This window comes from Streptomyces fildesensis (assembly GCF_016107395.1).
Lineage (GTDB): Bacteria > Actinomycetota > Actinomycetes > Streptomycetales > Streptomycetaceae > Actinacidiphila > Actinacidiphila fildesensis.
In genome coordinates this window covers 63,136-85,129 of sequence record NZ_JAAIKO010000023.1, presented here as the reverse complement: position 1 = coordinate 85,129, position 21,994 = coordinate 63,136, and the positions used below count along the sequence as shown (strand labels likewise).

The 21,994-nt window shown below is 68.7% G+C and carries 23 protein-coding genes and 3 pseudogenes; 14 read left to right on the top strand and 12 right to left on the bottom strand.

Annotation, left to right across the window (positions count from 1 at the left end; all coding sequences use genetic code 11):
* Window positions 1-49: 49 nt before the first annotated feature.
* From C6N31_RS26175 to C6N31_RS26165, 3 genes are all read left to right on the top strand, one after another.
* Entirely contained in the window at window positions 50-448 is a 399-nt protein-coding gene (locus C6N31_RS26175; protein WP_198358372.1) for a DUF302 domain-containing protein, read from the top strand.
* A gap of 1,105 nt (window positions 449-1,553) precedes the next feature.
* Entirely contained in the window at window positions 1,554-2,072 is a 519-nt protein-coding gene (locus tag C6N31_RS26170; RefSeq protein WP_198358371.1) for an MFS transporter, read from the top strand.
* A 164-nt stretch (window positions 2,073-2,236) separates the two neighbouring features.
* The gene (locus C6N31_RS26165) at window positions 2,237-2,992 is read left to right on the top strand and encodes a hypothetical protein (protein ID WP_198358370.1); all 756 of its coding nucleotides are present in this window, start codon (window positions 2,237-2,239) and stop codon (window positions 2,990-2,992) included.
* 78 nt (window positions 2,993-3,070) lie between these two features.
* Here C6N31_RS26165 and C6N31_RS26160 read toward each other — a convergent pair whose 3' ends face one another.
* The 5 genes from C6N31_RS26160 to amcB form a co-directional block, all read right to left on the bottom strand.
* A complete protein-coding gene (locus C6N31_RS26160) occupies window positions 3,071-3,580 on the bottom strand; it encodes a hypothetical protein (RefSeq protein WP_198358369.1) in 510 nt (169 codons plus the stop codon).
* Between the two features lie 44 nt (window positions 3,581-3,624).
* Window positions 3,625-4,350 (bottom strand): hypothetical protein, encoded by a 726-nt coding sequence (locus tag C6N31_RS26155; RefSeq protein ID WP_198358368.1) that lies wholly within the window; start codon window positions 4,348-4,350, stop codon window positions 3,625-3,627.
* Between the two features lie 29 nt (window positions 4,351-4,379).
* Window positions 4,380-5,066 carry a pentapeptide repeat-containing protein gene (locus tag C6N31_RS26150; RefSeq protein ID WP_198358367.1) on the bottom strand — a complete coding sequence of 229 codons (687 nt, stop codon included), beginning with the start codon at window positions 5,064-5,066 and terminating at the stop codon, window positions 4,380-4,382.
* Window positions 5,067-5,139: 73 nt separating this feature from the next.
* Window positions 5,140-5,331 (bottom strand): multiple cyclophane-containing RiPP AmcA, encoded by a 192-nt coding sequence (amcA, locus tag C6N31_RS26145; protein ID WP_306665022.1) that lies wholly within the window; start codon window positions 5,329-5,331, stop codon window positions 5,140-5,142.
* On the bottom strand, window positions 5,328-6,479 hold the full coding sequence (gene amcB, locus C6N31_RS26140) for a cyclophane-forming radical SAM peptide maturase AmcB (RefSeq protein WP_198358365.1): 1,152 nt from the start codon (window positions 6,477-6,479) through the stop codon (window positions 5,328-5,330). Before amcB ends, amcA begins: the two co-directional genes overlap by 4 nt.
* A 212-nt stretch (window positions 6,480-6,691) precedes the next feature.
* On the opposite strand from amcB, the gene C6N31_RS26135 reads away from it, so the two are divergent.
* Window positions 6,692-7,204 carry an NUDIX hydrolase gene (locus C6N31_RS26135; RefSeq protein ID WP_198358364.1) on the top strand — a complete coding sequence of 171 codons (513 nt, stop codon included), beginning with the start codon at window positions 6,692-6,694 and terminating at the stop codon, window positions 7,202-7,204.
* Between the two features lie 9 nt (window positions 7,205-7,213).
* On the opposite strand, the gene C6N31_RS26130 is transcribed toward C6N31_RS26135, so the two are convergent.
* From C6N31_RS26130 to C6N31_RS26125, 3 genes and pseudogenes are all read right to left on the bottom strand, one after another.
* Window positions 7,214-8,467 carry a hypothetical protein gene (locus C6N31_RS26130; RefSeq protein WP_198358363.1) on the bottom strand — a complete coding sequence of 418 codons (1,254 nt, stop codon included), beginning with the start codon at window positions 8,465-8,467 and terminating at the stop codon, window positions 7,214-7,216.
* Window positions 8,468-8,515: 48 nt separating this feature from the next.
* Window positions 8,516-8,739, bottom strand: a pseudogene (locus C6N31_RS44210) (IS5/IS1182 family transposase); the annotation flags it as partial.
* A gap of 18 nt (window positions 8,740-8,757) precedes the next feature.
* Window positions 8,758-10,212: a helix-turn-helix domain-containing protein gene (locus C6N31_RS26125; protein ID WP_198358362.1), complete on the bottom strand. Its 1,455-nt coding sequence runs from the start codon at window positions 10,210-10,212 to the stop codon at window positions 8,758-8,760.
* Window positions 10,213-10,471: 259 nt separating this feature from the next.
* On the opposite strand from C6N31_RS26125, the gene C6N31_RS26120 reads away from it, so the two are divergent.
* Window positions 10,472-10,735, top strand: coding sequence for a hypothetical protein (locus tag C6N31_RS26120; RefSeq protein ID WP_198358361.1), 264 nt, complete (start codon window positions 10,472-10,474; stop codon window positions 10,733-10,735).
* A gap of 163 nt (window positions 10,736-10,898) precedes the next feature.
* On the opposite strand, the gene C6N31_RS26115 is transcribed toward C6N31_RS26120, so the two are convergent.
* Together C6N31_RS26115 and C6N31_RS26110 are read right to left on the bottom strand one after the other, a co-directional pair.
* A complete protein-coding gene (locus C6N31_RS26115; protein WP_232485683.1) occupies window positions 10,899-11,348 on the bottom strand; it encodes a DUF6228 family protein in 450 nt (149 codons plus the stop codon).
* A gap of 689 nt (window positions 11,349-12,037) precedes the next feature.
* The gene (locus C6N31_RS26110; RefSeq protein ID WP_232485665.1) at window positions 12,038-12,901 is read right to left on the bottom strand and encodes a helix-turn-helix transcriptional regulator; all 864 of its coding nucleotides are present in this window, start codon (window positions 12,899-12,901) and stop codon (window positions 12,038-12,040) included.
* Window positions 12,902-13,448: 547 nt separating this feature from the next.
* Here C6N31_RS26110 and C6N31_RS26105 point away from each other — a divergent pair.
* Window positions 13,449-13,652 (top strand): annotated as a pseudogene (locus tag C6N31_RS26105) (hypothetical protein); the annotation flags it as partial.
* A gap of 4 nt (window positions 13,653-13,656) precedes the next feature.
* Here the strand turns inward: C6N31_RS26105 and C6N31_RS26100 are convergent.
* Both C6N31_RS26100 and C6N31_RS46160 read right to left on the bottom strand, forming a co-directional pair.
* The gene (locus C6N31_RS26100) at window positions 13,657-13,893 is read right to left on the bottom strand and encodes a hypothetical protein (protein ID WP_198358358.1); all 237 of its coding nucleotides are present in this window, start codon (window positions 13,891-13,893) and stop codon (window positions 13,657-13,659) included.
* 278 nt (window positions 13,894-14,171) lie between these two features.
* A pseudogene (locus tag C6N31_RS46160) lies at window positions 14,172-14,426 on the bottom strand (helix-turn-helix domain-containing protein); the annotation flags it as partial.
* Between the two features lie 503 nt (window positions 14,427-14,929).
* Here C6N31_RS46160 and C6N31_RS26095 point away from each other — a divergent pair.
* The 8 genes from C6N31_RS26095 to C6N31_RS26060 all read left to right on the top strand — a co-directional run bounded on the left by C6N31_RS26095 (window position 14,930) and on the right by C6N31_RS26060 (window position 21,813).
* The gene (locus C6N31_RS26095; protein ID WP_198358357.1) at window positions 14,930-15,838 is read left to right on the top strand and encodes a helix-turn-helix domain-containing protein; all 909 of its coding nucleotides are present in this window, start codon (window positions 14,930-14,932) and stop codon (window positions 15,836-15,838) included.
* Window positions 15,839-15,840: 2 nt separating this feature from the next.
* Window positions 15,841-16,551: a zinc finger domain-containing protein gene (locus tag C6N31_RS26090; protein WP_198358356.1), complete on the top strand. Its 711-nt coding sequence runs from the start codon at window positions 15,841-15,843 to the stop codon at window positions 16,549-16,551.
* A 133-nt stretch (window positions 16,552-16,684) separates the two neighbouring features.
* The gene (locus tag C6N31_RS26085) at window positions 16,685-17,293 is read left to right on the top strand and encodes a WhiB family transcriptional regulator (protein WP_198358355.1); all 609 of its coding nucleotides are present in this window, start codon (window positions 16,685-16,687) and stop codon (window positions 17,291-17,293) included.
* Window positions 17,290-18,960, top strand: a complete 1,671-nt coding sequence (locus C6N31_RS26080; RefSeq protein WP_198358354.1) for a collagen-like domain-containing protein — start codon at window positions 17,290-17,292, stop codon at window positions 18,958-18,960. The genes C6N31_RS26085 and C6N31_RS26080 overlap by 4 nt, the downstream gene beginning before the upstream one ends.
* A complete protein-coding gene (locus C6N31_RS26075; RefSeq protein ID WP_198358353.1) occupies window positions 18,957-19,148 on the top strand; it encodes a hypothetical protein in 192 nt (63 codons plus the stop codon). Before C6N31_RS26080 ends, C6N31_RS26075 begins: the two co-directional genes overlap by 4 nt.
* Window positions 19,149-19,232: 84 nt before the next feature.
* Entirely contained in the window at window positions 19,233-19,469 is a 237-nt protein-coding gene (locus C6N31_RS26070; RefSeq protein ID WP_198358352.1) for a hypothetical protein, read from the top strand.
* A gap of 101 nt (window positions 19,470-19,570) precedes the next feature.
* A complete protein-coding gene (locus C6N31_RS26065; RefSeq protein ID WP_307811546.1) occupies window positions 19,571-20,083 on the top strand; it encodes a plasmid mobilization protein in 513 nt (170 codons plus the stop codon).
* Entirely contained in the window at window positions 20,080-21,813 is a 1,734-nt protein-coding gene (locus C6N31_RS26060; RefSeq protein WP_198358351.1) for a relaxase/mobilization nuclease domain-containing protein, read from the top strand. The genes C6N31_RS26065 and C6N31_RS26060 overlap by 4 nt, the downstream gene beginning before the upstream one ends.
* Window positions 21,814-21,994 lie beyond the last annotated feature (181 nt).

Here is a 21,994-nt window from a genome sequence, read left to right as displayed (position 1 = left end):
CGGGTACCCGGGGCCCTCCGGGCCAACAGACGCGAAGAAGGAGATGACCATGGCCTACAGCCGCACCGTGCATGTGGACGGGGACTTCGACGAGACCGTGACCGCCGTACGTCAGGCCCTGGCCGAGCAGGGCTTCGGGATCCTGACCGAGATCGACGTGCAGGCCACGCTGAAGGAGAAGCTCGGGCACGACATGGAGAACTACCTGATCCTCGGAGCCTGCAACCCGCCGCTCGCCCACCAGGCGATCGAGGCCGACCGCTCCATCGGTCTACTGCTGCCCTGCAACGTCGTCGTCCGCAGTGACGGCGAGCGCATCGCCGTCCAGGCCCTCGACCCCGCCACGATGGTCACCCTGACCGGCCAGGACGCCCTCAAGCCCGTCGCCGAAGACGCCACCCGCCGCCTCGAGGCCGCCCTGTCCACCCTCACCCAGCAGCAGGCATAACACCGGCCGCTCGCGCCATTGACGACGCAGGCCCGAAGGGCCCCCGCCCAGCCGCCTTCTGCAATCAGGCCCCGGCGTTCCCCTGGGAATCACGCACCATGGTCACGAGAGCCCGTTCATGAACCTCGCGCTTTTCTCGCTGGCCCCGCCGGACGCGCCCTGCGCGCCGCAATCGGCACCGTCATGATCGCCTCGGCTCGCCTACCGGTCGAGGAGCTGGCCGCCCGCGGTGAAGTACTGACGGGCGGGCTCGCTAACCTCCCTGTGGCCTGGTGATCGCCGTGAACCGTCCTGTCTTCTCCCGGCTCTACCCACGCATGAGCAAGGCCATGGAACAAGCAGGTATGGCCGAACACCGCCACACCCTCCTCGCTGGACTCATCGCCGAGGTAATCGAGATAGGAGCCGGGGACGGCGCGAACTTCACCCACTACCCGCCGACCGTGACCCGCGTACTCGCCGTCGAACCCGAACTACACCTGAGGCGACTCCCCGAAGCCACCGCGCAGCATGTACCCGTTCCGATCCAGGTCGTCGTCAGCAGCGCCGAAAGGCTTCCCGTGCCCGAGTCGACGCCGCGGTGTTTTCGTTCGTGCTGTACACGGTCCCCGATCTCGACGCGCCCTTTCCGCAGCCCTCCGCGTACTCAGACCAGGTAGTCGACTCCGATTCCTGGAACTCCTCCGCGCCGATACCTCCGGCCTCGTCCGGGTTCAGCGCCTGCTGGACGCCCACCGTCTGGCAACTCCTCGCTGGCGGCTGTCACACCGGCCGGGACACCACGGAGGCCACGGGCGCGCTTCACGATCGAGCAACTCGACCGCTTCCACTTCCCCGAAGCACGGACTCCTGTCTCCTTCCACTCTTAGGAACAGGGTCGTCCCGAGACTCGATGGCGAAGTAGGCGGCTAGTTCGAGTCGTTGTCCTGACCCCAGCACCGCCCCGCTCGCTAGAATGTGGGCTTCGCCACGCGCTGGCCCGAAGAAAGCGACACGATGAGCTGCGCGAATGCGACACAGACCAAAACGGCGGCTCCGCTCTAAAACGACACGACCTGCGGGGGACACGGTCTCTGCCGAAACAAACCTGCTCGCCGACTTAAAGGTGGCTCCGACGGCGTTCGGCGTGATCATGGGTGTCGGCGGTGCTGGAAGTCTGGCCGGGGCGCTGTTCGCTCCGGGGATCGCCTCCCGTATCGGCATCGGACCGACGATCATCATCGGGTTCGCGGTGAGCCCGCTGGCCCAGATACCCCTCCTGCTCGCCGATCCCGGTCTCCGTTGGCAAATCACTCTCGCCGGAACACTGGCAGTTCAGTTGTTCTGGGCCACCGCGTCCGGGACGAGCCAGAGATCCCTCAGGCAGATCCTGTGCGAGCCCCGCTTCCAGGGCCGCATGCAAGCCACGAGCACCACGGCGACTGCCGGAGCCCGGCCCCTCGCCGCCGCAATCGCCGGCGCGCTGGTCCTCCTCGTCGGAGTACGCGGGACGCTCTCCGTCGGTGCGCTCTTCCAGGTGCTCCCCGTGGTCCTCCTGCTCGTCTCCCCTGTCCGTGCGCTGCGAGACATGCCTACCCCGCCCGGGCGCACCGCGGTCCCACCCGCCCGTCAAGGAGGCGCATGACGACGACCGCGACCACTCGCCGACCACTGGGGCCGACGGCTGACAGCGCTGATCAACGACGCGAACCGGCTGCCTGCGAATGCCGGATACCCGCTGGGGTGTTCGGAGATCCCTGCCCGAGCAGTCGTGCGCCGGCGCCTTCGGCGTGCCTCTACGATCGTCCCATGACCAAGACTGCGGATCAGTTGCCTGCCGATCCAGCCCAGCTGCACCTGGCGTACGCCTTCGGTCACGGTCTGCACGACGATGCCCATGAGCGGACCGTCGAGCGGTGGGAGATCGCGGTCCGGCATGGGTTCGAGGTCCACGACGATGAGCGGTGCCCGACGCTGACCGGGCCAGAGGGCGCGGACAACTGCGTGGGCGAGTGTCCGGCCTTCTTTGAGGACGGCGTGCGGGTCGGAAGCATGGTCTTCTACCGGATCCGCATGGTCCAGGGCATGAACTCGTTCTGGGCGATGGAGGAGGAGTCGCAGGAACTGTACGAGATTGCCGAGGTACTGATCGACTCCGACACCGGTCACTTCGTCGACGAGCTGGACGAGGACCTGGCCGGCTTCGGCTCCGATCTGTTGGTCATGGACCAAGTGGTCTTGGACAAATCCTGGCGTGGGTTCGGGCTCGGCCAGGTCCTGGCCGGCGAGGCCATCAACCGGCTGGCCCCGGGAGCGCAGGTGGTCGCCTGTTCCCCTGGAATCTCCGACCGGGAGGACATGGCGGCGTCGGACGACGCGGAGTGGGAGCGGGTGACAGCCAAGATCGCGGCTGGGTGGCAACGTGTGGGCTTCAAGGAGTTCAAGGAGGGCGTCTACGTGATCGACACCGGAACGGTGGCGGCGGACAACGCCCTCAGCGAGCTCCGGAAGGAATTCGACGCGCTGACCACGGCTTGGAGGGAGCTTCCGGCGGCCGGGCAGTGACAGGTCACCCGAACGAAGTCGGGCGCGTCGGCGGGACGTACGGTATGTCCGGCGTATTGCCAGAGTTCGTCCTTCCAGTCATCCGTGCTTGCCGAGTGTCGGCAGTCCGCCCGAGACCGTGCGGACACTGCCGCCACGCCGACTCGCCCGCTTGGCTATCAGCAGTTGACGGGCCATCGCGCTCCACTGCGCTGCCTCGTCTTGGTTTCCCACCGCTCGCCGCTCCCGGCCCGCCGCGAGCATGGCCGCCCGGGTCTTCCCGAACAGCGGCTCCGCTATCGAGGACACGGCCCCGCTGATCCGGACCGCACCTTCCAAACCCCGTCGGCAAAGCACCAGACGACGGTCTGCGCTCGCCTCCGCCAGGCGCGCGGCGTACAGGCCGGCACGGCTGCCGCCGAGCGAGATCTTCCCGAGCTGTATCAGTAGTTCTGGGGAGCACGGCAGCAGGACTTGATCCGCTGTGGCATCGCGTGCGGGCGCCAGCGACACAAGGTCGGGACGCTCGCCTTCCCATCGAGCCCACATGGCGAGCGTGGGCCAGGCGATGGCAGGGTCGAGAGCGGGGTGGGGCGCCGTCGCGTCCATGCGTGGGTCTCCTGGGCCTTGTGCTCGGTTTCGTGGCTGATCGGTCATGACGCGTTCGGCGGTCGGCCGAGCCAGAAGGCGGCGACGGAGGGTTGGTCGATTCCGGCGGTCGAGCCGTCGTGGGCAAGGAACTCGGTCGGAGCGATGTAGCCGTCGCCCGGATCGAGGCGGATGCGCAGGCAGCGCAGCGGGTGTCCTGCGGCAACGTACCGGCGGATGTCCTCGGTGTGGGGTTGGTGCCGGCCAGGGTCGGCGTATAGCGTGCGGCAGATCTGCTGGATGTCGTGGTCGCCGATGAGTAGATATCGCGGGCCGGGGCCGAGGTTGAGGCAGAGTCGTCTGCGGCCTTGGTGGCGTCGGGCGTACGGCAGCCGGTCGAAGTTGTCGACGTGCAGGCCGATCCGGCGACCGGTGGTGGAGTCTTCGGTGGTGGTGGCCCAGTTGCCGGGGCTGACCGCGCAGCCCAGGAGTTGTGTGAGCCAGCGACCGTTGAGGGGATCGAGGCGGGCGGCGGTTTCGAGGCGGGCGGCCAGGTCGTCGGGATCGAGGTCCGGCAGCGGGCGGCGTACGAGTTCGATGCGGGCCCTGTCCGGCGCCGAGTCATCGGCACGATGCTGCTCGGCGTCGTCGGCGGTGAGCGATTTCCAGTTCTCGTCGGGGACGATGGCGCCGTCGTCGTAACCGGGCTCGCTGGTGGTCTGCCGGGCCGGTGCGATGTCGCACCGGCCGCGTAAGTCGTCGAACGTGCCGGATAAGAACTGTGGTCCCATGACCGTGCCTCCCGAGGGCGGGTGCGGGGCTAGTTGTCGTCGAGATCTTCGCCGAAGGTGACGTCCAGCTCGGCCGTGAGAGCTTCGGCCAGCTGGAGCTTCTGGGCCCGGTCGATGACGATCTGCTTGAGGCAGCCCAGGCCGCGGAGCTGGGAGAGGTCGTTGTCCCGAAGGTCGAGGCCGCGGTACTTCCCGCCGTCGAACTCGGTCAGCCGCAGGTCGCAGTCGTCGATCAGGGCGGCGCCCAGGTCGGCGGCGGTGAAGGTGGTCTCGCGCAGGCTGCACTTGGAGAAAATCACAGGGCCGGTGGCCCGGAGCCGGGTGAAGGTGCTGTAGTCGATCTTGCAGTTCTCGAAGAGCACGTGGTCGAGCGTGACGTCTTCGAGCGTGGCGCCCATGAGCTTGCAGTCACGGAAGACGGACCGGGAGACCTTGCTGTCGGTCCACTGCAGGGAGGCCAGGTCGCAGCCGGTGACTTCCACGGAGTCGACACGCAGCTTCTCCAGCCGGGTGCGCTGGGCTTTGAGGCCGGTGATCCGCCCGTCGAGCAGGTGGGTGTCGGCGAGGTCGAGCTCGCGCAGATCGGCGTCGGCGTAGTGGAACCCCGCCAACCGTCCTCGGCCGCCCTCCAGCGAGGTGACGTTGGAGAGGTAGAGGCCCGGCTCGTTCAGGGCGGGGAGGGTGACGCTCGTGCGGCGGATCGTGCGGGTGTCCATCAACAGCCTCTCAGCACGGTGATTCGATCGCCGGCGCTGCTGGCACCCCCGGAGAGTGCCAGCAGCGGCGCGGCTACTTCTTCTTGTTCCAGTTGTCCCAGGTCGGGCGGTTGTCGAAGGGAGCTGGGGTCTTCGCCCAGTTGTCCCACGTGGGGTTGTTGTCCCACGTCGCTTCAACGATCGCCGGGGGCGGTGCGTCGTGCGTGGCTATTAACTCCATCACGACGGGGGTGTCGGATGTGGCGAGTCGGTCCAGGACCGTCATGCTGCTGCCTCCTTGGTTGCGAGCGTGGACAGGGCCGTGACCAGGGCCTGCCGGGAGACCTGGCAGTAGTTGGTTTCGGTGGTCGTCAGGTCGCCGTTCTCGAAGTAGCGGTTGGCGGCCTGAGCGCCGCGGCAGAAGTCGAAGAACTCGCATTCGCCCTGGCAGCGGTCCAGGCCGGTGAGAAAGTCGCGTACGTAGCGCAGCCGGTGGGCGCCGCGCAGGATCTCGGCCAGGGGCTGGTCGAGGATGTTGCCGGCCACAAAGTCGCCGTACTCGGGCGCCGCCGTGTCCGCGAGTTCCGGGGAGAGCAGGACCACGTCGCCCTTCCAGGAGACGGTGGGGATCGGATCGAGGCGGCGCCGTGCCCACTCGGCGCGCTGGCCGGAGCGGATGAGCTGGAGGTACTCGGCGAGGCGTTCGACTTCCCGGACCGCCGGGGCGCCAGGGTGCTCGCGGGACCAGCTGAGGATGCGGCGCCAGAATTCCTCGGCCTGAACCGGTGTGGGTGGCTGCCGGTCGGTGTTGACCCCTTCGATCTCCTCGATGTTGAAGCCCACCGAGTGGCCTCCCAAGGACGCCAGGAACTCCAGCAGCTCCTCTGGCATCGCGATGCCCAGGGCGCCGACCACCGAGATGACGGAGAACGGGATGCCGTGCTCACGCAGCTGCGTGATGCCGCGCAGGATCCGGTCGAAGGCGGCCTTGCCTCGAAGGTCGACGCGCTCGGCATTCAAGGCGGCCGGCCCGTCGATACTCACCCCGACGCGGACGTCGTACGCAGCCAGAAGTGCGCACCACGTCTGGGTGAGAAGCGTCGCGTTGGTCTGCACGTAGTGGTGAACCCGGCCCGCACGGCGCAAGCCTTCGAACGGCGCGAGCAGGGACTCGAACTTTTGCTGGCCGACGGCGAGCGGCTCCCCGCCGTGCCAGACGATGCCGACCGGATGGCCGCTGTCGTCGAACTTGGCCACCGCCTGCGCCAGGGCCTCGGCCACCTCCGGCGACATCTGGTGCTTGAGCTTGCGAAAGGGCAGATAGCAGTACCGGCAGTCCAGATTGCACCAAGTCGTGGGCTGGACCACCAGGGTCTGCGGGGCGGCGAACCGCTGCTGGTACCGGTCACGCCACGGGGACGGGCGAGAGCGCATCGGGGTCCTCTCCTCGACGGACAGGGACATCGCCGACCACGAGCAGGAGCCGCGGGCCGCGATACGACCACGATCCGCCCCGCCGTGAGGCGTACGCGATGACATCGCGTTGTCATTGCCGATGACATGTCATCGGCCACGCGATGACAGTGCCGAAGTCACCTGCTCTGCACAGCAGTTCGGGCGTCGAGACGTGCGATATCGTGAAGGATGTGCCTCGCTCGATTCTGATCCAAGACGACCAAACGTCCCGGGATACCGGCTTCGTCTACATCTGCTCCGGCTACCTCGTCGAGCAGGGCCGAGTGCTGCTGGTGCACCACAACCGCTTCGACAAATGGGTGCCCCCAGGCGGCCACATCGAGCCCGGCGAGTCCTTCGCCGGGACGGCGGTGCGTGAGTTCAAGGAGGAGACCGGGTTGCTGGTGCAGGCCATCTCCAGCCAGCCGGAAATCCACCCGGCCGACGCCAATGCCACACCAGAGCCGGTGCCGTTCTACGTCGACATCGAGCGGGAGGGGTTCGCCACCCCGGCGCTGGTCCAGTTCTTCTACGTCCAGCGGCAGCCGGGCACCCGGGAACAAGCCGTCGAGGCGCAACTCGAAGAGGTGCACGGGGCCGCTTGGTTCGCCCTGGAGGACCTCGACACCCTCAAGACCTTCGACCAGGTCCGTTCCCTGGCGCGGTTCGCTCTGTTGAACCATCCGGTGGCGAAGAACCCCTAACGGAATGCGTCAAAAATCGAAGTCCGGCGAGGAAGCAACACGGCTGGCCCTGAGCACCTGGGCAACGGCCGAAAGCGCTTCGAAGACCCCAAGGACCTCGCTGAGGAACTCAAGATACGTCATCCCGGAGGGGCTCTCATCGCTGACGATGCGGCCAGTCTGGAGATCGTGATGTGCTGTCGCGTGGCCAATCGTGTTTCGACGGCGATTATTGAGCAAGCTCTCGAATGACTCCCATCCCGGCACTTGTGCCACATACGCGATCTTGTAGGCATTGGACAATTTGTCGAACTTGTCGAGGTTCTTGGGGCGCTGCTTCTCGGGTACACGGTCGGGGTGGACGTTGCCGAAGTCGTCAGGGTTGCCGCGCTTCACCGAGTTCTGGGCTGCGACGAGCGGCCACAGACACTTGCAGGCAAGCTCGAATCCGTGCTGGTAGAGGTCCCTCACCAGCGAGAACTCGTCGCGGTACAGCACTAGTTCGTCAAAGGAGCCCTTGGCGCCCGGCCCGAAGAACCTGCCCAGGAGCCCCATCTCCCAGGACTCGTGATGCTCTACGAAACGGTTCAGCTCGGTGAAGACATCTCGCTCCAGACTCGCTGCGAACTGTCCTCGACGCCGAAAGGTCAGGAGGTGATCCCTGTGTCGTTCGATCGCCGCCGAGTGCTTTCGCGAGAATCGGCCGATCACGTTCGCGCTGGTGGTCCCCATGGTCCCCGTGATCACCGTCGTCGCTGTTCCCATGGCCTGGTAGGCGATAGTCGTTCGCTCGTGGCTCGTGCTCGGTTGCCGTTCGAGCCCAAGCTGCTGCTGTGCGATGCGAGCGAACATATCGGTGTTGCCCTGGAGGTAGTACTGAAACAGCATGCGGACCTTGGGCCACAGGACTTGGCCCGCTTCAAGCGCCGCATGCCGTTCGGACTGAAACTCCATAAATGCGTCGTCGCCGAGGGCCTGGACGAGCGTCATCGTTGGGAAGGCCCCGTTCGGGGTGAACGTGTCAGCGTCGTAGCGCGACGGCACAAACGGGTTGATAGTCACGACGCGTGTATCAGGCGATTCTGACGCGGAGCCGCGCAGCACCTCGCACTCGATGTCGACACGGTGGTTCTGGAGCTCGGTGCCCGACATCGAGCCTCGGATCGACAGTCCGCAATGCGGGCACGGCAGATAGAAGCGCGTTCTGCGGGTCGGCTCCAAGCCCAGCCGGGCGACGAATGCTTCGCCACATCCGTGGCACTTGAGGTGGTAGCGGGAGATCACGGGACCAAGCTACTCCGTCTCGACGTGCCCCCGCTCTCTTTAAAGGAGCTAGCACAAAGCTCGGACTCGTCGGAAGACGCTAGTGCAGCAGGCGAACTTGAGGAACGCTTCGTGGACGTCATCACGGCCCTCCCGACGGATACACAGGCGGCAGAAGCCATGGATCCACGCGTTCGTTCCACCGCCCACCGGTAGACGCCGAGGCCGGATCCGGCAGCTACTCCGCGGCGGGCGATGACTGGCTTGATGCCGCGCTCCCACAGCAGACGCCGGGACTTATAGGCGGCGGCCTACCGTCCCGCGAGGCGATACCCGCTGGCCCCGTCCACCGTGCCGGCCAGCAGGAGCCGGGCCGGGGCGCCGCCGAAGGCCGTGCAGACGGCCTGGTTGAGGCGCTGAACGTACTTGGGCACCGAGGACGGGGCGACGTAGAGCATCGCAGCGATCCGCTCGGTCGACAGCCCGGTCTCGGGAGCGTCGTACACGACCTTGAGCACGTCGAACAGGCGCTCCGACAGCTCACACGCCACGCTTCCTTCGCTGTCGCGTGCTGTGACCAGGACGGTCCTGCCCGGACCGAGTGCGACATGAGCGATGACCATCTCGGCCGACGCCTGGCTCGCGTCCTCGGAGGTGGTGTCGGCAAGGTTCATCCGGGCCAGACGCCACATCGCTTCCTCGTAGGCCGACACCGTGTAGTACGCGGCCCGGATGGTGGCGCGTTTGCCCGAGGCGCCCGGCTCGTTCCACAGTCCGGCCTTCGGGTCCCACAGGTCGTTCATCAACTTCCACGCCTTGGCGAGCCGGGAATCGCGCGGGCTGGCGCCGGCCCGGATGGCGGCCTGGGCGCACAGCGCGTACGCCATGTGTTCCCAGGCCGTGCCCTGCACGTCCTTGTCGTCCTCGACGAACGTCTCCCACCGGTGGTGGTTGCGCAGCAGCCACTGGCCGGCCTCGACGACCACCTCGGACAGCTGCTTCCGCTGCACCGGGCCGTGCACCCCACCCGTCTCCCGCGGGCCGTCCCGGTACGCGGGCTCGCCGCCGGGCCCGGTTCCGGCACAGACGGCTGAGAGCGCGAGCAGGCACAGCGCGGTCTTGCTCGGGCTCGGGTCGGTGTCGATGTATGTACGCCACCCCCATGCCCCGCTGGGGCGCCGGTGATAGAGCAGGCCATGCACTCCGTGGTCGATCAGCGGTTCGACGCGCTCCAGCAGGCTGTTGGTCTCCACCCCGCCGGGTAAGAGGAGTCCGGGGCCGAAGTCGTGGAGGGCATCTCTGAGCTCGGCGAGCCGGTGCACCACCAGGGCGGTCTGGTGCAGCGAGGTGTCGTCGAGTCCGAGGACTTCGGGCCAGCCGTGGTCGACATGGTGGTCCTCCAGCCAGCGCACGCACCAGGCCGCGGTCTCCGCGACGCCGTTGTGGTGGAAGAAATGAGGGTGGGACAGCAGTCCGGCCAGGCCGAAGGCGATGAACCGGGTGTGCTCACCGCGACCGCCTTTGGGCCGGGGCCGCGAGTGCTCCGGGATGGCGCCGGTCAGGAAGTCGAGACCCTGGCGGACCGGCTGTCCGGCGATGCCGGCGGCCCGCAGGATCGGCAGGACCTCGCTGGTGTTGACGATCGAGGACACCGAGGTCAGGGTGAGGCCCCACCCACCGTCGTACCCCTGGTTGTGCAGCAAGGTCCTGGCGGCCTCGCCCGCTCTGGTCTCGAACGCCGCGAGCCCCACCTGCGCACTCTTCATGATTCGCCTCCGCCGCCGAGCCCGGACCGCCGGTCGGACCGTACCCAACCCGCAGACCGACGACGCGTGTTCAGGGCCGAGACGCGGCGGGTCACGCCATGAAGCCGTTCATTGGCACCCGATGCACAATGAGCGCATGACGCGATCCACCAGCTCCGCTGCCGTGCACAGGCGCGTGGCTGGGCCGATTCGGCGGACGCGACGGTGTATTTGGTGGAGGTGGCGCAGGTGACCACAGCCGTCTGCCCGGTATTAGGTGATGGCGAAGGAGATCACAACGATCACGGGACTGGCGAACCAGCAGCCTGTGATACTGAACGGCATGGCGGAGAACAGGTGGCAGTTCACGCACCGGGTGGGGTTCGGGTCCGTGCTCGGCCTGTGTGGCGTGGTGTTCTGTCTTCTAGTGGCTTATCTCGCCGGGGTCACGCCGAGGGTGCTGGTGATCGCCCCGGTAAGTTTCGGCCTCGGCAGCCTGGGCGTTCTCCTGGTCACTCGGGTCATCCGCAACCGCATCAGGTAGCGCCGAGCGCCGCCTGAATCTGCACACGATGACCAGACAGCAGGCTTCCGCCACGCCGCGGATGTGCCCCAACCCTGGCCGGCCGACGCGCACCGCACGGGCGGCGATCAACCGGACGGAAGCCTCGTCGGGTTGGACAGTCGGCGGGGCCGCCGACGCTCGTTCAGGCGACTGCCTGGGATTTCCGAGAAAGAAGTTCCTGAAATGCCTCGGAAAATTCCCGCATTACCCCCTCGCCCCGGTGGGAGGTGACAGTCTCGAAGTACCAGGTACTTTCGGTCTCGGCGACCTTCGCCCGTATTCCCCACGTCAGGATGATGCGCCCGTCTGAACGCTGCGCCGAGATTTTCAGTCCTTCTTCACTGGACTGCCACGTCCGAGGTTCGTTCCAAGGGCTCGATTCGTCGGCCAGCGACGAGAAGAACTCGGTCAGCTGGTCCCCGTCGAGTGTCCGAACCGTCTCACTGACGTCCACCCACGCACCCTTAACCTGTATGGGTATGTCCAGCGCAGGGTCGCTGCCGTACGGCCGAGTCGGCGCGGAGAACAGCAAGTGGACCCCTTGTCCGGGGTCACCTGCGCGAACGACCGGTCCACTATGTGTGTCATACATGATCATTGGTACATTCTATTATCTTCTTCTCCCTTCCGGAGAGTGATGCTGCCCACGTGCTGGGGGCGGGGCGGCGCCTGCAGCAACCCTGAAGGTTAGGCACGCGCCAGAAGGCTTCGTCCCGTAGACAGGAGCGTCCTCGGCCTATCCGGCGAATGGTCCAGCGGTTCTTGCGCGGCAGGTTGGACGCAGGCCCCACTCCCAGTGGACAGGCCCGACAGCCGGGTTCCGACCTAGGGGAACTGACCCACTACGCGTGCCCGCGGGGCGGCCCGCAAGCTGCTCTCGTCCAGCGTCTGCGCCGTCTTTACGAACCACGAGTGATCTTCCCTGGCCGTACCTTCCCAGGCCGACGTGCAAGCCGCCGCTCGCGACCCTGGCGGGCGAGGCCCAGCACAGGGACGGAGAGCGTCGTGGCCCTACGAGCTGAACGAACGCGAAGCCTTTATGGCCATGTCACGATTCGTGTGGCAGCTCGCGAAGCGCGCCGGTGACGACCTTCTCATGCTCATGGGAGACTTCAGCATTCAGTCAGACGGCCGGACGAAGGATCCCGCTGCCTGGGAGGACTGGATGAGCGGTGTGCGTTCAGCCGCAAGATCCGGCAGGTGGGTCAACGGGATAGAGGCCCGCGACGCGGGCCGCAGCATCGTGGCGGCGAGGGCGGCCCGGGCAGCCCTCGGACAAGATCACGATCTGCAACTGCGCTCGCGAACGGGCTGCTCGCACTCTGGCTCACGGCTTGCCCGCGGAGCCAAGATCGTCATGCGGCAACCCGGAAGGCCGGCGGGATGCAGCACGTGGGTGACCAATTCAGTCACCTGACCGTCGAAAAACGGGAGCGCCATCTGGAGTACGTGGCCGTCATAATGGTCGGCGAATTCGGATGCGCCGCGGTTCCACAGGTCGCGTACGTCGGGGTTTTCACGGGTGTCGCTGATGAGCTGCTGGAGGTCTGGGTCGAGGGGACGGTCGATGGCCGCGTCGCGAAGCATGCGGACACACACCTCCGCGTCGGCCTCCCAGTTCAGGTGCTGGTCCCGCGACTCAGCGCTGAGGAGCAGCCACCGCATGAGGTTGGCGCCGGGCACGGTTGACCACGGGAACAGCGCGGCCATCGGCGCATTGACACCGAGTACGTTCCACGCAGCATCGACGATGTAGGCGGGGAAGAGCTGCTGGTCCAGCAGGAGGCGCCGTTCGTCGCTGACACGCGGTGGTTCCAGGGCCTCTGGGTCGGAGTGGCCACCTCCATTGCTGACGAGGAACAGCGCACGCCGCTGGACGCGGTCGAGGCCGAGCAACGTGCCGATGGTGTCGACTTCTCGGCGGGTGAGGGTCCGGGTGATCGCTCCGCCCTCCAGGTCCCGGTACCAGCGCTCGCTCCTGCCCAGGGCGCCGGCAACGTCTCGCTGAAGGACCGGGCGGCCGAGCGCGGCGGTGGCGGCGGCCCGGAAGGCGCGCAGCAGGGCGCCGAGCCCGGCAGTTCTTCCTTCATCGCCGGAATCCTTCATGACCCTGTACACACCTTTCATCGAAACCTTCGTCTGCATTTTTGCTGATCCGGCGAGATTATATCCGGACCAAATCATGTGGCCTCTCCGTCAATGCCGGATAGTTGCTGTTGGCTGCATCACGTTCCAGATCGATGGACGGACTGCGCGACCGGCAGAAAATTTCCGGTTCCCGAGCGTGGGTGCCAGGTGACCGGCAGAAGATTGCCGGTCACCAATTTTTGCACCGACTTGTCCTTTCTGAACGCTGAGAGCCCCGCGTAGCCGCATTGCGCCGGGTTCGCGAAGTCCGTTTTTACGTTGGAGAGTTGGGCTCAGCGGAGCCTTTCCGACTTGCGCGCGCACAAGCCTTCGTCACTTTGCCGTGATCTTTCGGGTGCATTGACGAGAGATCTAAACCAAGCCCAAGATCTATCCGTCCACACAACGGGGCCGCAAGGAACCGGGGTGACAGGAAGGGGAGATGGCCGTGCATATTGGCCTCGCAGGGTCAGCGCGGTGCCGCCCGACCGGGTTTGGTGTGCGTCGCGGCCAGTCGGTTCACGGGCCGTTGCAGCATGTGACACGAGAGAAGGCGCTTTGAAGATCATTGTGGAAGATCGGCGTGGACGCTGCCGTCGCCAGCGCCGTGGTGACCATGCTCGCCGTGGTGCGCACGCCCTGGTGGATTCTCGCCTACGGCGTGGTGATGGCTGTCTGCTGGACGCCAGTCGCGTTGTCGTACCACACGGTGGCCCAGGCTCTGGCAGGCGCGGGGTTGGGCATGGCAACAGCCAGCCTGTGGCTGTGAGGTGTCAGGTGGACTGCGCGCCGGGCCGATCGCGTTCCGCCTGCTCCAACACCGCCGCAAGAGCGGCCAGCATCTGCGGCGAGACGCCCATCTCCTCAGCGCCGCGGGCCGCCATCGTGAAGCCCTGACCGCTGGCCGCCAGGCGCTGGATGCCTTCCACGACCTGGCGCGCCACCACGTCGTCGGGTTGGAAGACCATGGGCGAGACACCCAGGACCTCCGCCAGCCCGTCCAGGAACACCACCCTGTCGGCCGCGCCGCCCAGGAGGTCGGCAAGCTCGCTCCCCCCGAGCGCGGGGCGCCGAACTCGGCGGCGCTCAGAAGCTGTCGCCCGGCGCCGGCGTTCATACGGCCGATGCTCTCGGCATCGCCGGGAAACGCGCCGGCCGCGAAGCGGCTGCCGAGAAGGAAGGTAACCCTGCCGGCCAGGTTCTCGGGCATCGCGGGCCCGGCCGACGCGGCGGTGGGCGTGATGCCGAAGCTACGGTCCTGCGCCACCAGAAGATCCTTCTCGGTGACGAGGTACGCCTCCGCGAGGAGCGGCACGTAGCGGGGATCGAGCCGCCGGCGGCCCCGTTCCGCGTTGCTCACCGGAACATGGCTGGTCTCGAGCAGGGCAGCGGCCTCCACCTGGGTGAGCCCCGCATCGCAGCGCAGATCCAACAGATCCGGATCACCCGTACGCGGAAAGACCTCGTCCAAGGGCCGGCCCAGTCCCGCAGCAATCGCCGGCCGCTGCCCCCAAGCGTGCCCGGCGACTGCCCGCACAGCCATGGGGACAGATCACAGTCCGTGAGAGCCAGCGCCTCTGGGCAGCAGCCCAGAGGGTCGCTCCGTCACTTTCTGCAACTAGTACAGAGTTTGAGAACCAACTCTAGACCTTGACACAGCTCCGTGCGTATGTTCGTCGTCCCCCGGGCAACCTGCCCGGCTGCGACTGCGAGGAGTGAGCGGCACACGGACCGGACCGCATAGGTCGAGAAACAGCGGCGGCGCCCGAGAGCGACAACTCCCGGACGCCGAGCGCTTCACGGCATAGACCCGCCCCGGCAAGGGCGGAGATTGCCCACCATCACCACGCTGATCCCTTCCAGGGGCGTCTCAGCGTGGCATCACTGCAAAGGGGATTCTTGCATGCCTCCCGCCCTGCGTAAAAGGCCCACCCGACGGGCCTGCACGGCAACCAGCCCGACCTCGGCCCTGTACCGCCCCGGTCCGGAGAACAACACCGCGCCCCGTCCAGGCCGTCCGCTCCGCTCCGGCAACGGGAGTGGCCGATGAGCGCCGACGCCCGCGAATGGGTATGGGAGCACAGCTCCAGCCGGGGGGTCGCACGCCTGGTCCTGCTGTCGATCGCCGACCGGGTCCCCGACGAGCAGGGCGTGGCCTGGGCCTCCCTGGGCAGCCTGGTCGAGCGCACGAACGCCTCGCGGACCGCAGTGCGTGCGGCGCTGAAAGCCCTCACGGACGGCGACGAGCTGAAGCTGCTCGCCGACTACCAGGGCCCGCAGCGGGCCACGGTCTACCGCCTGCCACGCGCCGCCGCCTTCCTGGCCAAGCTCGCCGTGCTCAGGAAGGAAGAGCCGAACGTGCGCGTCGACCAGGTCGAGTCCTGCGCCACGGACCCGGTGCCCAAGCTGGTGCCGGAGAAGCTCCAGCGGTACGGGATCTGGCCCGTCAAGGGTACGGAATCCGACCCCTCGCAACGGAATCCGACCGGTGCGAAATCCGACCCCTCGCGACGGAATCCGACCCCTCGACGGTACGGAATCCGCACCCCCGAGGGTACGGATTCCGTACCCCAGAACCGTAGTGAACCGAAGGTGAACCGTAGGTACAGCAGTAGGGCTGGCACCGTCACCTCGGCCAGGGAGTGGAAGGTCGACCCAGAAACCCACACCTGGGCCCGCCAGCAAGGGCACCTCGACCGCCTCGGCGAACAGGGCCTGCAGGCAGCCGACGCGAAGTGGCGGGCCCACCGCGCCGACCGAGGCGTGAAGTCGGCGGGAGTGTGGGCTGCCGACTGGCGCTCCTGGGTCGCCCGCGAACACCCCCCAGGCCGCCCGAACCTCCACGCCCTGCCCGGCAAGGGCCCCGCACAGCCGGGCGGGATGACCCGCGCTGAGGCCCACACCGCAGCGCTGCTGGCCGCCCTCGCCGACGAGCCGACCGGAACGGAGGGCTGACCATGGACCGCCGCGAACTCGCCGCCCTGCTGGCCTACATCGGCCGACTCGACCCCCGCACCAGCCGCCCCGACCCCGGCGAGGCCCGCGACCAGCTCGCCCAGTGGCACGAGCTGCTCGGCGACGTGCCGATGGCCACACCGCACGGCTGGGACGCCCGGACCGCCGCCCGCAACCACATCCGCATCTCGCCCTACCCGATCGTGGCCGCCGACATCGGCCGCCCGTGGGAGAGCTACCGGCGCGACCGCCTGGGACGCCACACCGACCCCACCCCGGCCGTCGACCCGGACGACCAGGCCGCCTGGACCGCCGCCCTCCTCCGCGCCCGGCACGCGGTGGCCACCGGCTGCGCGCAGCCCGCGCAGTACCGGGCCATCACCAGCGGGCAGCGCGATCCGGAACTGGAAGCACGGCTGCGCGAGGTCGGCTCCTGCATACCGCCCGCCCCCCGGGCAGCCCTCGCACGCTACCGGCCCGCCCGCGCAGCTCGCGAGGCCGCCGTCGCCCAGGGCCGTCCCGACGCCCTGGCGGTGCGCTGCGACTGGTGCCTGGCCCCGATCGACGAGCCGTGCCGCCGCCGGCGGACCGGCCCCGACGGTAAAGCACGCGGAACCGCCCCGTGTGCCACAGCGCACCCCAGCCGCCTCGACCTCGCCACGGCCCAGCACAACCAGCAGATCCAGCAGGACCAGCAGCCCTCGATGGCCTGATCGCCCCGCCAGCACGCCGCCGTCCCACCCCGGCTGCGGCGCCTGCCCCGCGCCGCAGCGGGCACCCGCCCGACGCCCGCGTCCTTCTCCCGCCGACCCGACCGGCCGACGCGGCAGCACATCGGAGACCACCATGCGCCACATCACCGCCCACCACACGCCACCTTCCGGCCTGCGCGGCATCGGCGACACCAGCTGGCATACCCGCGGTGCGTGCCACGGCATGGACGTCGAGGACGCCGACGCCGTGTTCTTTCCCGGGCCTCGGGACCACGAAGACATCGCCGAGGCGAAGGAGCTGTGCGGCTGGTGCCCGGTGCGCCGTGACTGCCTCAACTTCGCCCTGGAGAACGTCCTGAAGGAGGGCATCTGGGGCGGGCTCACCGAAGCCGAACGGCGTCCCTGGCACGACGGGCTGCACAAGCGCACCGACTACGCCCGCGTGATCGCGTTCTTCAACGGGCGTGATGTGCACCTGACCGAGGACGAGCGCCAGCTCGTCATCGACCACGCCTACGTCCGCGGCTGGCGGACCGCCCGGCTCGCCGGCGCCCTGCAGATCAGCCCCAAGCACGCCCGCGACCTGCTGCGCCAGGCCGCCCTCAAGGTCTTCGACCGCGACCGCACCTACGGCGTGCCCAAGCCCAAGAAGAAGCGGAAACGCAAGCCGGCTGTCCCGCCGGCCACCCAGCAGCCGGCGGCGCCGGCCTCGGCGCACGTCCCCCTCGGAAAGGTCGCATGACCCACCCAGTCCTGTCCCTTGGTGCCGCTCCGGATCTGCCACTCCTCCTCGTGATCGGCGCTCCCCTCGCGGCCCTCGCCCTGGTGCTGACCGGGTGGGCGATCCGCCGTCGGGTCACCCGCCCGCAGGAACGTCTCGGCAGCCCGGCGGTCAAGGTCGCAGCCCTCGCCGCGCTCGGCTGCACCGCCTACAGCGCGGACACGAGCTGGCGGTTCGCCGCGGACTTCCTCGACATCGCCGGCACCGCCGAGCGCGTCGGGATGTTCGCCGCCGCCGAACTCGCGCTGTTCGCAACCGCCCTGATGGCCCGGGAGCACTTGGCCAGCGAGGGGGCGCCGGGCCTGCCGGGCACGCTGGTCTGGGTGATCACCGCAGTGCAGGTGATCCCCGCCTACGCCGAGAGCGGACCGGTCGGCGGCACGGTCCGGGCCTTCGTCGGCCCGATCATGGCGGCGGTGCTCTGGCACCTGGCCATGGGCATCGAACTGCGCCTGCGCACCCCGGGCGCCGCCTCCCACGGGCTGCTCGCCACCCTGGGACGGGAGGCACGCGAGCGGCTGCTGTCCCGCCTGGGCATCGCCGCACGCGACCGCGACGCCGCACAGATCACCCGCGACCGAGCCACCACCCGCGCGGTCGCCCTGGCCGCCCGCCTCGCCGAACGCACGCCCGAGCAGCAGCAGGGAGTGCGCGGCCGACGACTGACCCGACGGTTGTCGAAGGCTCTGGGCAGGGCCTCGGTCGGCACTGACCCCCTCCAGCGCGCGCAGCTGCTCGACCAACTCGCCGTCCGCCGGCACGCCCTCACCCTCGCCACGGTCCCGCTCCCCTCCCCCTGGTCCCCGCACCACGGCAAGGGAACGGCCACCGCGGTCCCCACCCCGAACCCTTCACGTAGGGCGGTCCCCATCGGCGGTCCCCACGGTCCCGCCGCGCTGATCGGGGACCGGGGACCGCACGGGGAAAGGGGACCGGTCCCCGGAACCGCGGATCGTGACTCGGGGACCGAAGCTGGCCGGCCGGAGCTGGACCAGTGGCACAACGGCAGTGCGGAAACCGGCCAACCTGGGGTTGAAGCCCCAGCTCAGGCCCCTGAATCGACTTGGGGACCGGGGGACGCCGAGTCGGGGACCGGCCTTGCTGGGGACCGGGAACCGAGCGAGACCGACGCGGGGACCGACGCGGGGACCGACCCCACCGGGGACCGGGGACCGGGCGCGACCGAGCCGGGGACCGAACCTATCGGGGACCGGGGACCGGGCCATACCAACGCGGGGACCGACCCCACCGGGGACCGGGGACCGGGCGGGACCGACGCGGGGACCGAGCCGTCCGGGGACCGGGGACCGAGGGTGGGGCACAAGGTTCCCCTGCGGCGGAATCCGACCACGAAGGCCAAGGGCAAGCGCGGTGGCCGGTCCCGCAGCCCGCAGGCGCAGCGTCCGCCGCGCGGGTCGGAGCAGTCGGTGGACCAGCTCGCCCAGCAGGTCCGCCCCCATGTCCCCGCTCTGCTCGCTCGCGATGGCAACGAAGCGGTCACCCGGGTCCAGCTGCGGGAGATCTTGCGGCGCGAGGGCCTGACAGGCGGCCGGAACGACCGACTGAGCCTTGTCCTCCAGCAACTGCGGAGCGACAACACCAACCAGACCAGGAGCACTACCCGATGAAGACGTGCCACCAGTTCAAGACCGTCCGCGCGGAGTACGAGCGGGAGATCGGCTTCATGCTCGCCCACTCCGTACGGCATGAGGGCAAGCCGGCGGCGAAGTCCAGCGCGAAGCAAGCCGCATCGACCAAGGCACGCATGGCCCGGGCGCTCAACAGCCACGTCGGGCGCTGCCCCGAGTGCGGCTGAACGGTCAAAACAGCAGCTCATCGCCCCTATCCGCCATGGGTGGCCCGGCTCAGCGCCGGGCCACCCCGCTTAAGGAGGTACGCCGTGATACCGAGCAAGTCTCGTTCATCCGAGCCCACGACCGCCGAGGCCGGCGCCTGGGCGGACGTCCTGGTCCGCCGACGGCTCTTGCACGCCGTCATCCTCTGCCCGACCGGCCAGTGGCTCGTCCAGTACCAGCCCGACGGACCCATCCGCGTCCTCGCGGGAGCAGCCGAGGTCGTCGAACTGATCGCCACCATCCAGCACCGCATCCACTCCACGAGGCCCGCATCCCGATGACGAACCCGACCCGAAACGCCAACACCCCGGAGCCCGCTCTTGACCTCAACTCGGTTACAGAGCGAGCAAGATGGAGGTTCGGACACTCCCCCCAGGGGGGAGTGTCCGAACCTGTCCCCGCCCCTGGGGTGGCGGGGCCCGACCGGCACCAGGGGGCGCCGGACAGGAAGGCTGCGACCGAGGGCGGATCGCAGCCAGGAACCGCCCTCAAGAGGCGGCCCAAGGGAAGAGCACGCCCGCGCGACAAGAAGCAGCGCCGCGCCCACAGCGTCCGTCTCAACCCCACCGAGCACGCCCTCATCCAGGCCGGAGCAGACACCGTCGGCATGAGTGTCGCCGGCTTCCTCGCCTACTGCGGCCTGGCCTTGGCCCGTGACCAATCCCGCACCGCCGTCGCCACCGCCACCGAACACGACGTACTCACCGAACTGTTCGCGATGCGCCGCCAACTCGGCTGGGCCGGCAGCAACCTCAACCAGGCAGCCAAAGCACTCAACTCCGGTGGCGACGTACCCCACCTCACGCAAGTGATCGCCGACATTCACCGGGCGGCCGACGCGGTGAGAGCCGCAGCCAGCCGGGTAGCCAACCGGCAAGCGGACGAGGCACTTTGATACCCCAGATCCACAAGCAGGGGACCAACACGCTGGGACTGCTGCACTACCTCTACGGCAAGGGCACCCACGAGGAACACATCGACCCGCACCTCGTCGCCTCCTTCGACGGCATGTCCCCCGACCCCGGCCGGGATGCCACAGTCACGAAGAAGGACCTTCAAGAACTGCTCGACCAGCCCCTCCACCTCCTGCCCGCAGACCAGCGACCCGACAAGCACGTCTGGCACTGCTCGGTACGTGCCGCACCCGACGACCCGATCCTGACCGACGAGCAATGGGCGGACATCGCCCGCCGCATCGTCGCCGCCACCGGCATCGACCCACACGACGGCGCAGGCTGCCGCTGGGCTGCGGTTCGTCACGCTGACGACCACATCCACATCGTCGCCACCCTCGTCCGCGAAGACGGCCGACGCCCCGACCACCACCGCTCCGGCAAACGGGCCCAAGCCGAAGCACGCCTCATCGAAAAGGAACTTGGACTCCACCGGGTCGCGCCCGGCGACGGCACCGCCGCGAAGCGTCCCACCAGTGCCGAACTCCACAAGGCCAAACGACGGGGCCGCGAACGCACCGCACGGGAAGAACTGCGCGAGACCATACGGCGCGCCGTGGCGGGCGTGGCCGGCGAGAGCGAGTTCTTCGACCGGCTGGCCGCCGCCGGCCTCCTGATCCGCAAGCGTGCAGCTCCCTCCGGCGACCTCCTCGGGTACAAGGTTGCCCTGCCGGATGACCGCAACAAGGACGGCGAGCCTGTGTTCTACTCCGGGGCGCGCCTCGCCCCGGATCTGTCCCTTCCCCGGATTCGGGAGCGCTGGTCCGCCGGTACCGAGCAGACTTCGTCGACCGGTACTGCCGGCCATGTTTCGCCCGGCAGCCCTTCTGCCGCGCGCCGACGGACCGCGTCGGCCGCTTGGACGGCGATCACGGTCATCGAGCACGGCGACGATGCGGTCGCCGCCGCCTACATCGCGGCGGCCGGTGAGGTCCTGGACGCGCTCGCGAAGACGTCCGCGGCCCACACCCGGCGCGAACTGCGCGCCGCCGCATCCGCGTTCGAGCGGGCTTCGCGTTCCCACGTTCGGGCAGAACGCGGGCACGATCGTGCCCTGCGGCAGGCCGCCCGCGACCTCGTCCAGGGCGGGCCCGCCCTGGGCCGCGACGAAGACGGTGCAACGACCGCGATGGCGATCGACATGCTGTTCTTCCTCATCACGACCACCGCGCACTGGCACGCGAAGAAGGGGCACGCGCAGCAGGCCGCCGCCGCCTTCCAAGCCGCCGAGCACCTGCGGTCCGCCTACCAGGCCGCAGCCGCCCGACCGCTCGCAGTCCTGTACCAGCGCGGGCAGCGCCTGCACCGGCCGCTGATCCAACGGCAGACGGCACTGCTGCGTGTAGCAGTGCCGGAGCTGGCCGAACAGATCCTCGCCGAACCCGGCTGGTACGCACTGGCAGCGACCATCGCCGAGGCCGAAGCCGCCGGCCAGGACCCGGCCGCCCTTCTGACCAGCGCAGCACAGCGACGCGAACTGGGCACCGCGGACTCGGTAAGCGGCGTGCTGACGTGGCGCCTGCGGCGCCTGGCAGATCTACCGGCCGGCACCTCTGGACTCCCGGACCCCGGCACAGTGCAAGGCGCGTCTGCCGAGGAGCGTCCGGCAGCGTCCCGCCTCACCACACCGGGCCGGCCTCGGGGCGAGAGGCCGGCGGGCAACACTCGCTGAGCCCTGCCGTTTCGTCGGCCGCGGACTCAGCACACCACCCTGCAGGACGACCACCGCCGCCCCGGCTGACGATCCACAACGTGACCAGGCGCCATACCCGGCAACCGGCTGGGCCGTGGCCCGGGCCGCGGGGCGTTAACGCACGCGCACGACGACGTATGGGCCACCAACGGCGAATCGA

Coding starts and splice junctions, on each gene's coding strand:
- C6N31_RS26175 (WP_198358372.1), top strand. CDS start 50: ATGGCCTACAGCCGCACCGTGCATGTGGACGGGGACTTCGACGAGACC.
- C6N31_RS26165 (WP_198358370.1), top strand. CDS start 2,237: ATGACCAAGACTGCGGATCAGTTGCCTGCCGATCCAGCCCAGCTGCAC.
- C6N31_RS26160 (WP_198358369.1), bottom strand. CDS start 3,580: ATGGACGCGACGGCGCCCCACCCCGCTCTCGACCCTGCCATCGCCTGG.
- C6N31_RS26155 (WP_198358368.1), bottom strand. CDS start 4,350: ATGGGACCACAGTTCTTATCCGGCACGTTCGACGACTTACGCGGCCGG.
- C6N31_RS26150 (WP_198358367.1), bottom strand. CDS start 5,066: ATGGACACCCGCACGATCCGCCGCACGAGCGTCACCCTCCCCGCCCTG.
- amcA (WP_306665022.1), bottom strand. CDS start 5,331: ATGACGGTCCTGGACCGACTCGCCACATCCGACACCCCCGTCGTGATG.
- amcB (WP_198358365.1), bottom strand. CDS start 6,479: ATGCGCTCTCGCCCGTCCCCGTGGCGTGACCGGTACCAGCAGCGGTTC.
- C6N31_RS26125 (WP_198358362.1), bottom strand. CDS start 10,212: ATGAAGAGTGCGCAGGTGGGGCTCGCGGCGTTCGAGACCAGAGCGGGC.
- C6N31_RS26120 (WP_198358361.1), top strand. CDS start 10,472: ATGGCGAAGGAGATCACAACGATCACGGGACTGGCGAACCAGCAGCCT.
- C6N31_RS26115 (WP_232485683.1), bottom strand. CDS start 11,348: ATGTATGACACACATAGTGGACCGGTCGTTCGCGCAGGTGACCCCGGA.
- C6N31_RS26110 (WP_232485665.1), bottom strand. CDS start 12,901: ATGCAGACGAAGGTTTCGATGAAAGGTGTGTACAGGGTCATGAAGGAT.
- C6N31_RS26095 (WP_198358357.1), top strand. CDS start 14,930: ATGAGCGCCGACGCCCGCGAATGGGTATGGGAGCACAGCTCCAGCCGG.
- C6N31_RS26090 (WP_198358356.1), top strand. CDS start 15,841: ATGGACCGCCGCGAACTCGCCGCCCTGCTGGCCTACATCGGCCGACTC.
- C6N31_RS26085 (WP_198358355.1), top strand. CDS start 16,685: ATGCGCCACATCACCGCCCACCACACGCCACCTTCCGGCCTGCGCGGC.
- C6N31_RS26080 (WP_198358354.1), top strand. CDS start 17,290: ATGACCCACCCAGTCCTGTCCCTTGGTGCCGCTCCGGATCTGCCACTC.
- C6N31_RS26075 (WP_198358353.1), top strand. CDS start 18,957: ATGAAGACGTGCCACCAGTTCAAGACCGTCCGCGCGGAGTACGAGCGG.